Raw genomic sequence first — 13,702 nt, 5'->3', positions numbered from 1 at the left:
GCAGGCCAATATCATGCCAGAAGCCGCAGAATCATTGGACATCCTGGTTTCATTTTATTATTAATTTTTTAGAAGCACCATTTCTCCATGTACTCTTTAAGTGATTTTGATTTTGATTTGCCAGAAAACCTGATCGCGCAGACGGCCTTGCCGGATCGTTCTGCCTCGCGCTTGTTGCATGTTGATGGTGATGTATTGGTGGATCGCCATTTTGCTGACATCGTCGATCAATTATCTGCGGGTGATTTGCTGGTATTTAATGATACCCGCGTACTAAAAGCACGCTTCCACGGGGTAAAAGAAACCGGCGGTAAGGTTGAGATGCTGGTGGAGCGTGTGGTCAGCAATACGGCCGACGAGCATATCGTTCATGTGCAACTGCGTGCCTCCAAATCACCGCATGCTGGCGCCAAAATCCGCTTGGCAGATGCGTTTGATGTCGTCGTCGGTGAGCGTGCGGGAGAATTTTTTACTCTGCATTTCCCGGGTGATGTGTTTGAGCTGATTGAGCAATACGGTCGTTTGCCGTTGCCGCCCTACATCAATCATGAAGCTGACGATTTTGATGAGCACCGTTACCAAACGGTGTATTCACGTGTGCCTGGCGCAGTGGCCGCGCCTACCGCCGGCTTGCATTTTGATCAGGCCTTACTAGATGCGTGCAGCGCCAAAGGTATTAACTTTGCGTATGTGACTTTGCACGTCGGCGCCGGGACTTTTCAGCCAGTACGTACCGAGGTGCTAGCCAACCACGCAATGCATAGTGAGTGGTACACCGTGCCGCAAGCGACGGTTGATGCAATATGCGCTACTAAAGCGGCGGGTAAAGCTGTCGTCGCAGTGGGTACCACCAGCATGCGTGCATTGGAGTCCGCGTCGCAAACGGGCACTTTGCAGGCCGGTAGCGATGACACTAATTTGTTTATCACGCCAGGTTATGTGTTCAAAACAGTAGACAGGCTTATCACGAATTTCCATTTGCCAAAATCAACCTTGCTGATGCTGGTATCTGCGTTTGCAGGCTATGATCGTATTCGTGCCACCTACGCTCATGCGATTGCCAACGAGTATCGGTTTTTTAGTTATGGTGATGCGATGTTGCTGACTAATACCTCTGATCAGTAATAAGATAGTTTACACATAGCGGCATCTAAATTACACCCAGGTCTCCGGTGCGCACGGCGCACCTTACAAATGTTTTATATACAGGTCGGTAAATCCTTATGCTCGAATTTCAATTAATTAAAAAAGACAAAACCACCGCCGCCCGTCGCGGTCGTGTGACTGTCAACCACGGAGTGATCGAAACACCGATATTTATGCCGGTCGGTACTTACGGTTCGGTCAAGGCGATGTCGCCGTTGGAACTGAAAGAAATCGATGCTCATATCATTCTGGGTAATACTTTCCATCTATGGCTGCGTCCTGGTTTGAGTGTTATCAATAAGTTTGGCGGTCTGCATGACTTTATGGGCTGGGATAAACCGATTTTGACCGACTCCGGCGGCTTTCAGGTGTTCTCGCTTGGGGCGATGCGTAAGATCACGGAAGAGGGTGTAAAGTTTGCGTCACCAATCAGTGGCGAGCGCTTATTTTTATCGCCGGAAATCTCCATGCAAATTCAGCGCGCACTCAATTCCGATATCGTGATGCAGTTTGATGAATGCACACCGTATGAGATCGATGGCCGCCCGGCGACAGTAGAAGAAGCCGCCAAGTCCATGCGCATGTCCTTGCGCTGGGCACAGCGGTCAAAAAATGAGTTTGATCAGGGTGGAAATCCCAATGCTCTCTTCGGCATCGTGCAGGGCGGTATGTTTGAACATCTGCGAGACGAATCGTTGGCGGCCCTAAATGAATTTAATTTTGATGGTATTGCCATCGGTGGCTTATCCGTTGGCGAGCCAAAAGAAGACATGTTGCGCGTCCTGGCACATGTTGGCCCGCGCTTGCCAGAGAACAAACCGCATTATCTGATGGGCGTCGGCACACCAGAAGATCTGGTCGCCGGTGTGGCAAACGGTATCGATATGTTCGACTGCGTCATGCCAACCCGCAATGCACGTAATGGCTGGATTTTTACCCGCTATGGCGACATCAAAATCAAGAACGCCCGCTACAAAGAAGAGAAAGCACCGCTGGACGACACCTGTTCTTGCTATGCCTGCAAAAACTTCTCCCGCGCTTATTTGCATCACCTGCACCGCACAGGCGAAATCCTGGGTGCCCGTCTCAATACTATCCACAATTTGCATTACTACCTGGAACTGATGAAGGGCATACGTCAGTCATTAGATGACGAACGTTTTCCAGAGTTTGTTGCGCAGTTCCATGCAGATCGTGCGCGCGGGGTTTGAGTCAATTCTATCAATTTAGGATTAGTGTGTTCCGATAACTTATCTCTTCATTTTTTAAAAACAGACGTATGACGTTCAAACAATGGATTGCTCTTAGCCTGGCTTGTCTGGTCTTTTCGAATAGCGCCTATGCCGACACCAATAGCAGCGTTGCTGAGGGTGCAGAGAAAACTAAGGGCTTTCTATGGGAGATAAAGTCCGGTACCAAGACCGGATATTTATTTGGTTCCATCCATCTGGCCAAGCCCGATTTCTATCCGATGTCGCCAGCAGTCGAGACGGCGTATAAAAATGCAAAAATACTTGCAGTGGAAACTGATGTCACCGACATGGCTGCGCTCAAAAAAGTCATGCCTTTAACCATGTATGTCGCTCCAGACAAGCTGGAAAAACATTTGTCTGCGCAGACCTGGGCACAGTTATCTACTAGCTTTGGTCCGGCGGCAGAACAGATGCAACAACTTAAGCCGGGCGTCGTTGCAACTGGCTTAATGATCGGCATGATGACAAGCACTGGCTACACCCCAGATGCAGGGATTGATTTGCATTTTTTAAAGCGAGCCAAAGCGGACGGTAAGTCTGTCTACCAACTGGAGACACTGGCTTTTCAAATGAAAGTATTGACTGACTTCAGCGATGCTGAGAGCGATGAAATGTTGTCCTATACGATTGCGAGTATGAAGGATGGCGACGCGATGAGGGATTCCGAAGCAATGGTGGCCGCCTGGAAAAGTGGTGACTTGCCTGCCTTAGAGAAAATCATGCAGTCATCCGCAGATAAAGACGCCAGCACCGCTAAGCTCATGAAGCGGTTGCTGGATGATCGCAATATCGGCATGAGCGACAAAGTGATTAAGCTTGTCAACGGCAATAAGCCGGTACTGATCGTCGTCGGCGCTGGTCATATGGTGGGCAAGAACAGCATTTTGGATTTATTGCAACAACGGGGTTTGCAGATACGCCGGGTGCAATAATTCAGTCAGTTCAATGCGTAATGGTTCGCTCTGATTTCGTTAATCGATGAATATACTCCCCATTTATTTTTAGAAATATGCCTTATTGTCCAATGATTATATGGACATCTTAAATATACACGATAGGAGTATATTTATTATTTTGTAGCGTAAGTTCAAGAATAATTGCCTGTATCTGAATTATTCGCCGCTGATTGAGCATGACGTTTATCAGTGCCTAGATTTATTTGCTGCTATTTAAGCTTAACCCTGACTTTAATCCCCAACATCAAGCGACTAAATCACGGTAAGCCGCTGCTCCAATGCTAGAATGTGGCGCTTTGTGATTGATGGCGAGCTCTTTAGGTGTGCTCTTTTATTTGGTGGTTTTGGCACCATTTGAGACGCTTATGCTGATTCATTTCCAATTTTATTGTCTTGCAGATAATTATTAAAATCTTACTGGAGTCTTAACGTGTTTATTTCCAATGCTTATGCGCAATCTTCCATTTTTAGTGGTGGCGGTGATTTGATGAGTTTCCTGCCCATCATTTTGATGTTTGTGGTGCTGTATTTTTTGATGATACGTCCGCAAATGAAGCGTCAAAAAGAACAAAAATCGATGATGGACGCTTTGGCGAAAAATGATGAAGTGGTCACAGCTGGCGGCGTGTTAGGCAAAGTGGTTAAAGTCACTGAGGCTTATGTCACGATAGAAATCGCTAACGGCACTGAAGTTGTTGTGCAAAAAGTGGCTATCACTATGTTGTTGCCTAAAGGCACGATCAAAGCGATCTGATACTGTGATTCAACGCAGCCCTGGATTTTATGGCTGCGTTGCACATTCAGCCCAGTATTTAATTTAATCTGAACCGATATGAATCGCTATCCCCTCTGGAAATATCTTCTGATCATCGTCGCGCTAGTATTTGGCGCGCTGTACACAGTCCCCAATTTTTTTGGCAAGTCCCCGGCAATTCAAATCAATAGCGCTCGCGCAACTGTCAAAGTTGAGAGCGATATGTTGGGTCGCGTTGAGCAAGCGCTGAAAGCGCAGGACCTTACCGCAACTAGTTTGTCTTACGAGAATAACGGCACTCAAGGCTCTGTCCGTGCTCGTTTTAAGGATGCCGATATCCAGTTCAAAGCGAAGGCCGCATTAGAAAAAGCCTTGAATACTGATCCTGCCGATCCTTTGTATAGCATTAGCTTCAATCTGCTGAATGACACGCCAAAATGGCTGCAAAGTTTGCATGCTTTGCCGATGTCGCTGGGGCTGGATTTGCAAGGCGGTGTCCATTTCTTGATGCAAGTCGATACCAAAGCATTATTAAATACCCGCTTACAAGGTCTGCAATCTACAGTGCGCAGCGTACTGCGGGATAAAGAAGTTCGCCACTCGGGTATTTCTCGTGACGGTCAGCAAATTACCGTGAAGTTCCGTGATGCCGATACCTTAGGTAAGGCGAAAAATGTTTTGTCTAGTCAGATCAACGATGTGCAGATGACTGATGTCAAAAACGCAGATAACACCGAGCTGAGCTTGCTGATCACTTTGAAGCCAGAGGCCTTGAAGGCAGCGGTGACAGAAGGCGTTAAACAAAACATTATTGCTTTGTCTAAACGGGTGAATGAACTTGGCGTTGCGGAGCCGATTATTCAGCAGCAAGGCGCTGATCGCATCGTGGTGGAATTACCAGGCGTGCAGGATGTCAACCGCGCGAAAGATATTATTGGACGCCAGGCTACATTAGAAGTGCGTCTGGTAGATGAAAGTGTAATTGGTCTGGTGGATGAAAATACTGCAGTTCCATTTGGTTCTGAATTATTTAAAGTTGGTCGTGGTGCACCTGCAATTTTGTATAAGGACCCTGTGATTACTGGTGATTATATTTCTGGTGCTTCTGCCAGTTTTGATCAGCATCAACAACCGTCTGTCAGTATCGATTTGAATGGCGATGGTGGTCGCAAAATGCGTGAAGGTACGCGCGGTAAGATCGGCAAAAAAATGGCGATCGTCTTGTTTGAAAAAGGTAAGGGCGAGTTGCTGACAGTAGCCACTATTCAGGATGAGTTGGGTTCCCGCTTCAATATTACTGGCATGGGTTCTACCGCCGCTTCAAGTGACTTGGCGTTGTTGTTGCGTGCTGGTTCGCTGGCTGCTCCAATGGACTTTATTGAGGAAAGCACGATAGGTCCGCAATTAGGTGCAGATAATATCCAAAAGGGATTTAACTCTACGCTGTATGGCTTTATCGCAATTGCCGTTTTCATGATCGCTTACTACATGCTGTTTGGTGTATTCAGTGTGATGGCCCTGTCCGTCAACTTATTATTACTGGTAGCGATTCTCTCCTTGTTACAGGCCACATTGACTCTACCTGGTATGGCGGCGATTGCGCTGGCACTGGGTATGGCGATTGACGCCAACGTCTTGATTAACGAGCGTATCCGTGAAGAGCTGCGTGCTGGTAATACACCTCAAGCTGCGATCTCGATTGGTTTTGACCGTGCCTGGGCGACAATTCTAGATTCCAACGTGACGACTTTGATTGTTGGTTTGGCGCTGCTGATTTTTGGATCGGGTCCGATTAAAGCGTTTGCGATTGTGCATTGTCTGGGGATTGCAACGTCGATGTTCTCAGCCGTGTTTGTCTCGCGTGGTGTGGTCAATCTGTGGTACGGACGTAAGAAGAAATTAACTTCTCTTGCGATCGGACAGATTTGGAAACCTGCAGACTAATCAATACCGCCGACACAATAAGAATTTAGGGATTTATCATGGAATTATTCCGTATTAAAAAAGACATTCCTTTCATGCGCAATGCGCTGATATTTAATGTCATTTCTGCTTTGACTTTTGTCGCAGCTGTATTTTTCTTGCTGCATAAAAATTTGAATTTTTCAGTTGAATTTACTGGCGGTACCGTTATGGAGGTGATGTATTCCAAGGCCGCCAATGTCGATGAGGTCCGTAAGACCGTTGACAGCACTGGTTATCTGGATGCCCCGGTGCAGACTTTCGGCCAGGCGCAAACGATCGTAGTTCGTTTGCCTTTGCCAAAGAATGAAACTTTAGCTCAGCAAACAGATAAGGTATTTGGTGCTTTAAAAGCGCATGATGCTGATGTTAAGTTGCAACGAGTTGAGTTGGTTGGCGCGCAAGTTGGTGATGAGTTGGCGCATGATGGTTTGATGGCCCTGCTATTTGTTATTTTGGGCGTAGTCGCGTATCTGGCGATTCGTTTTGAATGGAAATTTGCGGTCGCCGCGATTATCGCCAACTTGCATGACGTGGTGATTATTTTGGGCTTCTTCGCCTTCTTCCAATGGGAATTTAATCTCTCTGTCTTGGCTGCGGTATTGGCTGTGTTGGGTTATTCGGTGAATGAATCAGTGGTTATTTTTGATCGTATTCGTGAGAATTTCCGTAAGCAACGTAAGATGTCGGTTACAGAAGTGATTGATAATGCGATCACCAGCACGATCTCCCGCACCATTATTACGCACGGCTGTACGCAAATGATGGTGTTGTCCATGCTCTTCATCGGTGGCACGACGTTGCACTATTTTGCCATTGCATTAACGATTGGTATTTGTTTCGGTATTTACTCTTCTGTGTTTGTTGCAGCGGCGATTGCGATGTGGCTGGGGGTTAAACGTGAAGACTTGATTAAGCCGATCAAAGAGAAAGACGACACAGACGGCGCAGTAGTCTGATGAACCGCGTTGCTTGTAACGAAAAGTATTAAATAGTAAAGCCAGCTCTTGAGCTGGCTTTTTCTTTGATAGCATTACCATCTTTAAAATTTGGTCAAATTGTTTCAATTTTTCATGTGATAAAAATAGTAAACGCTGATGAATTGATGAAAGCAATTTTGCACTAAATGTACTGAATGTACGAACCCACTAGACCCATAGACTAATTAATTAATCAATCAACAAGCTGCTAAATTTTATTGGCTTTGTCCTACCCACCAGGTAAAAGAGTATGAGTAAATTAAAGACGATCGTTGCCGTGTTAGTTGTTGCTGGTTTGGCTGCCGGTGGCTACTACAAATGGAGTGCCGCTAAAACCGATGCAGGTGACAAAGCCAGCAAAGCAGGTGCCGATAATAATCGTCCTATCAGTGTCTCGACCACCCTGGCGATCAAGCGTGATTACCCCGTGCAGCTCTCTGCCAACGGCGTTGTTACGGCGCTAAGCACCGTCGATATTCGTCCTCAAATTACCAGTACCGTTACCAAAGTGCATATCAAGGAAGGACAGTTTGTCAAAGCAGGCGACTTGCTATTTACTCTGGATAGCCGTGCCGATGAAGTCAATCTGGCAAAGGCGCAGGCGCAACTGGATAAAGACCTTGCAACTCAGGCTGACAATCAGCGACAACTGACGCGTAGCAAAGATTTACTCGATAAAAAATTCGTGTCGCAAAGTGTGGTCGATACCAGTCAGACTCAAGTAGACGCACAAGCTGCGGTAATTGCTTCTGATCGTGCCGCGGTGAATGCGGCCAAAGTAGCGCTGACCTATGATCGTATTGTTGCCCCAGCCGCAGGACGCACGGGTGTGATTAGTGTCTATCCAGGTTCGTTAGTACAGGCTACCACCACTGTGCCTGCGCTGGTAACGATTACCCAGATGGACCCGATCACCATTAGCTTCCCGCTGCCACAAAGAAATTTGCAGGACGCACTGGATGCGATGAATCAAAAAGAGGACCAGAAAAATCCGAATGCAGTCACTGCCCAATTGCCAGATCACCCGGAAAAATACCGTGGTCGTTTGCAGTTTGTTGACAACGCAGTAGATGCTTTATCCGGCACGATTAAGGCCAAAGCCGTGTTTGACAACCGTGATTTAAAGTTGTGGCCAGGCGCTTATGCGGATATCGGATTGAGTGTACGTACGATTAAAGACGCTATCGTGATACCGATTGATGCCGTAATCAATAATGCGCAAGGCAGCGCGGTCTACGTGGTTGATGTTGATAATAAAGTGAGCTTGCGCCCGGTTAAAGTGATGTACGCCGCAGCCTTGGATGCCGTCGTCACTGGAATCGAAGTTGGCGCTAAAGTAGTCTTGGATGGCAAACAAAATCTGCGTCCCGGCAATCTGATACGTGAGCGTGCAGCGGATAGTAAAACGACTAATCCTAAAACGGATACGAAGTCAGACACCAAGTCAGAAAAATCCGCTTCTCAAGCAGCGAGCGCATCATGAATTTGTCGGAGTTATTTATCCGCCGTCCTGTGATGACGGTATTGCTGAACTTGTCTATCGTTGTTGCGGGTGTTTTGGCATATCGGTTTATTCCGATTGCCGCTTTGCCGAGTTATGACACGCCAGTGATCAGCGTCAATGCAGTCTTGCCCGGTGCTAGTCCAGAAACCATGGCGACCTCGGTTGCGCTGCCACTAGAAAAGCAATTTGCCACGATCCCCGGTTTGTCTGTCATCAGTTCCAGCAACACTTTAGGCACGACCTCACTGACTTTAGAGTTTGATCAAAACCGGAACATTGACGCCGCCTCGGTAGACGTGCAAGCCGCCTTGTTGCGCGCCCAACGCTCATTACCGGTAGAAATGACGACGCTACCCTCTTACCGCAAAGTCAATCCTGCGGATGCGCCGATTTTGATTTTGGCATTAACTTCGCCCTCGTTAAGTTTGTCGGAGCTCACCAATTATGCCGAGCATTTGATTTCTCCTAGCTTGTCCACTCTTGATGGTGTGGCGCAAGTGAATATTTTTGGTATCAAGCGTTACGCAGTACGGGTCCGGGTGATGCCTGATGCACTGGCTGCACGGAATATTTCGCTGGATGAGTTATCCGCAAGTATCAAGGCGGCAAACGCCAACACGCCCGTCGGCACTTTGGACGGCGATAAACAAACCTTAACCTTGTTAGCTAACCGCCAGTTACAAAGCGCAGCAGATTTTTCTAATCTAATTGTCAGCAATAAAGGTGGGCAAGTCGTTCGTTTGCATGATGTTGCCAAGATCGAAGATAGTTACGAAACCTTTAAATCATCGGCTAATTTTAATGGTGAAAGTTCCATCACTTTAGCGATTCAGCGCCAGACCGATGCCAACACCGTCAAAGTAGTTGATTCAATTAAAGCCGCGTTGCCGGGCTTTCAAGCGCAGTTGCCAGCCTCAGTCAAAATCAATCAGGTGAATGATCGTTCGGTCTCTATCCGCGACGCATTGCATGATGTCAATCTGACTTTAATACTTACGATTTTTTTGGTCGTGATCGTGATTTTCTTGTTCTTACGTCGTTTAGTCGCGACGATTATTCCGACCCTGTCTTTGCCAGTTTCTTTGGTTGGTGCAATCAGTTTGTTGTGGGGTTTTGGCTATACGCTGGACAATATTTCTCTGCTAGGGCTGACCCTGGCTGTTGGGCTGGTAGTGGATGATGCGATTGTGATGTTGGAAAACATCATGCGCCATGTGGAGGCGGGTGAAGAACCTTTTAAAGCCGCATTGAAGGGATCGCGGGAAGTCGGTTTTACGATTATCTCGATTTCAACTTCACTGATTGCGGTCTTCATTCCTATCTTTTTTATGCCGGGCGTGATTGGTCAGTTGTTCCACGAGTTTGCAGTCATCGTATCGCTGGCAATCGTCGCCTCTGCGTTTGTTTCCTTAACGCTGGTGCCGATGCTGGCTAGTCGTTTTCTGAAAAGCGAACATGAGATGAAAGAGCCGCCAAAACTGATCGGCGCTTTGCTGCATGTATTTGAAAACGGCTTTAACTCTTCTCTGAACTCGTACTCGCGCGCTTTGGATGTGGCTTTGCGTCATCGCGGCCTGGTGCTGGTGGTTGCCTTAATTACCTTTGCCGGAACCGCGTATTTATTTGCGACGATTCCTAAAGGTTTTTTTCCGGAAGAAGATATCGGACAGATCAGCGTGCAGACCGAAGCCGCGGAGGATACGTCTTTTCCCGCGATGGTGATATTGCAGGACAGAGCCGCCAAAATTATACGAGATGACCCCAATGTGCTGACGGTGGCATCGTTCAATGGTGGTAGCGGCTCGCAGAATACCGGACGTATGTTCGTCAACTTAAAGCCGCGTGATCAGCGCAAACCGATGAAACTTGTAGTGGAGGGTTTGCGCCGTAAATTAAGTGAAGTCGCAGGTATTTCCACCTTCTTACGTCCCACGCAAAACTTGCAGTTAGGTGGGCGTCAAAGTAAGAGCCAGTATCAATATATTTTGCAAAGCGTTACTGCCGGGGAGTTAAGCGACTGGTCCATTAAGTTGCAGGACAAATTGCGTGCCGATCCTGTTTTTAAGGATGTCACAACCGATTCGCAACTCAAGGGTTTGCAGGCAGAACTCAAGATCGACAGAGACAGTGCCAACGCGCTGGGTGTCAATATGGACAGCGTCCGCTCCAGTTTATACAGCGCATTTGGTGAGCGCCAGGTATCGACCATGTACACCAGCGTGGATAGCTATCAGGTCATCATGGAGTTTGCCCCGGATCAGAAAAAAGATGAGAGTGCTTTAGACGGCATCTACATTCGTAGTAGTGGCGGCGGTCTGGTTCCTTTATCGAGTTTTGCAACGATCAAGCGTTCGGTTGGTCCGACCTCAATTAACCATGCCGGACAGTTGCAAGCGGTGACGATTTCTTTCAATCTTGCACCTAGCGCCGCTTTGGGTGTTGCCACGAAAAAAATTGAGCAATACCGGGATGAAATCAAATTACCCGCATCCATTATTGCCACCTACGGCGGTGATGCTGCGGTATTCAAAAATTCGCAATCAGGGCAGGTCGTATTGATCGTCGCCGCGCTGTTGGTTATCTATGTCTTGCTGGGCGTGTTGTACGAAAGCTATATCCATCCGCTGACAATTCTCGCTGGGTTGCCATCTGCTGCCGTCGGTGCGCTATTGACGCTGCAGTTGTTTGGACAAGATCTGACGCTGATTGCGATGATCGGTATTTTGCTGCTGATTGGTATCGTAAAAAAGAACGCGATTATGATGATTGACTTCGCGCTGGACGCGCAACGCCATCAGGGTATGACGCCGCCAGAAGCGATCCGTGAAGCCTGCGTACAGCGTTTCCGCCCGATTATGATGACCACCCTTGCCGCGTTGGTAGGTGCATTGCCAATTGCGCTGGGCTTGGGTGCCGGTGCGGAATTACGCCAACCTCTGGGCTTGGCTGTGGTAGGTGGTTTGATTTTCTCGCAAGCGATTACCTTATTTATCACGCCTGTGATTTATTTGGCCTTGGATCGGTTTAGCGGTACTGGACCGATTGTTGGTGATCATATCTGAGTTGTTGTAGAGTCGAAAAAATTGGTGATTTTTGGGTGGGTTTTCAGCACAATTCAACACAAAAAAATATATAGTAGTCACCAGTTTTTTTTGATGGAAATAGGGTGGAAGGAAAATACTCCCCTTCATTTTTAAGAAATATGCCTTATCGTCCAATGATTCTATGGACAATAAATTATACTATTGGGGGAGTATATTATTTGACCTGATCGCTCAATGAGCAAACTTGGGGGGTGGGCAGGTCACTCAAACCAGCATGCAAGCTGGCTTTAAATTTCCGTAGTTCCGCCTCTAGCGTCACGAAATCTTGGTCGCTGTAAGTAGCAAAACTCCGCGCTCCGTTCTCTACCATTTGGGGAAATACTTCCTCAAATACGGCTTCGCCCGCGGGGCTCAATTTGACAAATAATTGACGCCGGTCCTGATCTCCACGCTCACGTATGACCAATCCCTTTTGCTCAAGGCGATCTAGTACGCCCGTTAGCGTGCCTTTGGTAATCAGGGTTTTGGTAGCGAGACTCTTGCAGCACATGCCAGGGGTATTGCCGAGGGTGGCAATAATGTCAAACTGAGAATGCGTTAGCCCGAATTGACGTACATATTGGGCAGATATCTGTTCAAACGCCTGCATACACTCAGCGAGTAATCGTATGCTGCGTAGATAACGTTTTCCCATGGTGGCAAATTTTTGAGGTGAGATGTGGTCAGACAACATAGCCTGACCACATTAAAGCAATAGCATCAGATCACATTTTTCAAACGTGAACTGATTTGTTTGACCTAATTAGTCTTTGACTGCTTCAACCTGGATCGACAATTTAACTTCTGGTGCGAAGCCATAAGCTATGCCATAGTTCAGGCCGAAATCAGTACGCTTGAATTCTGCTGACGCATCAGCACCGCAAACTTCTTTTTTCAGCATAGGATGCATGATGCATTTGAACTTGTTGATCGTCAAAGTCAGTGGCTTCGTCACGCCCATCAAAGTAAATTCACCTTGTACGGAGACTGGTGTATCGCCGTTGAATTTGATTGCAGTACTTTTGTATGTCGCTGTAGGGAATTTCTCTACATTAAACATCTCTGCAGATTTGGCATGAGCATTCATTTTATCGTGACCGAAATCGATGGATGTCGTATCGATCGTGATATCCATTGAACCTGTTTTTGCTGTTTTATCCAGAGTGACTTTGCCGCTGGATTTGTCAAATTTTCCGCGCCATACTGACAAACCGCCGAAATGGTCCGCTTCAAAGCTTGGATAGGTATGGTTTGGATCGATCGTGTAGGTATCTGCAAATGCAGGAGCTGCACAAACGACTAAGGCTGCGGCGACGAGTTGGCTTAATTTCATGGTGATGTCCTTAAATAAAAATACTGGTTTGGGAGTGATAAGACTGCGTAAAACGTAAAACTTGTTCTAAAAAATACTAAGCGAAATGACAAATTTAGTGGTTAATATTAATTGTCAATATTAACGATTAATACAATAAGAATTTCGCAATTTTATTGCGTTACTACGTGAAACTTAATGACTACTTCATCGGCAACCATGCCGGTATCTTTCCATTCGCCTTCACCGATATTGTAGGTGAGGCGTTTGATTGGCAGACTGCCATCAAACACTTGATTAGCACCTTCTTTTTTTACTGACAGAGGGAAGCTGATGTCGGTTGTTTTGCCTTTAATAGTGAGCTTGCCGCTGACGTTTAGCACGCCATTGGCACCAGCTTTCATACTGGTGGAGACAAAACCCGCTTTAGGGAATTGCGCGGTGTTAAACCATTCTTTTTTAAGCACTTCTGCGTTGTACTGCGGATCACCCAGATCAAAGCTGGCAACATCAATATCGACCGTAGCGGTAGAGGCTTCTGGTTTTGCCGTGTTGTAATCGATCGCCGCCGAGAATTTTTTAAATTGCGCATCCACCGGGACATTCATTTGTTTAAATACGATGGTGACTTTGCTCTTTGCATTGTCGAGTTTTGCAATCGCTGCCAAAGCGGGCAAGCTGGCGGCAAGCAAAAGACTTGCGGTAATGATTTTGGCCTTTTTAGAAAAAGAAATACTCATAGCAGTGTTACC

Annotated in this window: 11 protein-coding genes; 8 read left to right on the top strand and 3 right to left on the bottom strand. The window is 46.9% G+C overall.

The annotated features are described in order from the left end of the window. Positions 1 to 87: 87 nt before the first annotated feature. The 8 genes from queA (at position 88) to RGU72_RS11295 (ending at position 11,617) form a co-directional block, all read left to right on the top strand. Positions 88 to 1,125: a tRNA preQ1(34) S-adenosylmethionine ribosyltransferase-isomerase QueA gene (queA, locus tag RGU72_RS11330; RefSeq protein ID WP_322119826.1), complete on the top strand. Its 1,038-nt coding sequence runs from the start codon at positions 88 to 90 to the stop codon at positions 1,123 to 1,125. A gap of 98 nt (positions 1,126 to 1,223) precedes the next feature. Then, a complete protein-coding gene (gene tgt, locus RGU72_RS11325; protein ID WP_322119825.1) occupies positions 1,224 to 2,357 on the top strand; it encodes a tRNA guanosine(34) transglycosylase Tgt in 1,134 nt (377 codons plus the stop codon). 68 nt (positions 2,358 to 2,425) lie between these two features. Then, on the top strand, positions 2,426 to 3,331 hold the full coding sequence (locus RGU72_RS11320) for a TraB/GumN family protein (RefSeq protein ID WP_322119824.1): 906 nt from the start codon (positions 2,426 to 2,428) through the stop codon (positions 3,329 to 3,331). Positions 3,332 to 3,785: 454 nt separating this feature from the next. Continuing rightward, positions 3,786 to 4,109: a preprotein translocase subunit YajC gene (yajC, locus tag RGU72_RS11315; RefSeq protein WP_322119823.1), complete on the top strand. Its 324-nt coding sequence runs from the start codon at positions 3,786 to 3,788 to the stop codon at positions 4,107 to 4,109. A gap of 78 nt (positions 4,110 to 4,187) precedes the next feature. Then, the gene (gene secD, locus RGU72_RS11310) at positions 4,188 to 6,053 is read left to right on the top strand and encodes a protein translocase subunit SecD (RefSeq protein WP_322119822.1); all 1,866 of its coding nucleotides are present in this window, start codon (positions 4,188 to 4,190) and stop codon (positions 6,051 to 6,053) included. A gap of 38 nt (positions 6,054 to 6,091) precedes the next feature. Continuing rightward, the gene (gene secF, locus RGU72_RS11305; protein WP_322119821.1) at positions 6,092 to 7,030 is read left to right on the top strand and encodes a protein translocase subunit SecF; all 939 of its coding nucleotides are present in this window, start codon (positions 6,092 to 6,094) and stop codon (positions 7,028 to 7,030) included. Between the two features lie 271 nt (positions 7,031 to 7,301). After that, positions 7,302 to 8,534 (top strand): efflux RND transporter periplasmic adaptor subunit, encoded by a 1,233-nt coding sequence (locus RGU72_RS11300; RefSeq protein WP_322119820.1) that lies wholly within the window; start codon positions 7,302 to 7,304, stop codon positions 8,532 to 8,534. Beyond that, positions 8,531 to 11,617, top strand: coding sequence for an efflux RND transporter permease subunit (locus RGU72_RS11295; protein WP_322119819.1), 3,087 nt, complete (start codon positions 8,531 to 8,533; stop codon positions 11,615 to 11,617). Before RGU72_RS11300 ends, RGU72_RS11295 begins: the two co-directional genes overlap by 4 nt. A gap of 196 nt (positions 11,618 to 11,813) precedes the next feature. Here the strand turns inward: RGU72_RS11295 and RGU72_RS11290 are convergent, their stop codons facing one another. The 3 genes from RGU72_RS11290 to RGU72_RS11280 form a co-directional block, all read right to left on the bottom strand. Further along, positions 11,814 to 12,293, bottom strand: coding sequence for a MarR family transcriptional regulator (locus RGU72_RS11290; protein ID WP_322119818.1), 480 nt, complete (start codon positions 12,291 to 12,293; stop codon positions 11,814 to 11,816). 108 nt (positions 12,294 to 12,401) lie between these two features. Continuing rightward, complete coding sequence (locus tag RGU72_RS11285; RefSeq protein WP_322119817.1) at positions 12,402 to 12,971, bottom strand: YceI family protein; 570 nt, start codon at positions 12,969 to 12,971, stop codon at positions 12,402 to 12,404. Positions 12,972 to 13,123: 152 nt separating this feature from the next. Beyond that, entirely contained in the window at positions 13,124 to 13,690 is a 567-nt protein-coding gene (locus RGU72_RS11280) for a YceI family protein (protein ID WP_322119816.1), read from the bottom strand. Between the last annotated feature and the right edge of the window lie 12 nt (positions 13,691 to 13,702).

This window comes from Undibacterium sp. 5I1, assembly GCF_034314085.1.
GTDB lineage: Bacteria > Pseudomonadota > Gammaproteobacteria > Burkholderiales > Burkholderiaceae_D > Undibacterium.
Note: the sequence above shows the minus strand (reverse complement) of the source record. Positions and strands in the feature narration are given on the sequence as shown.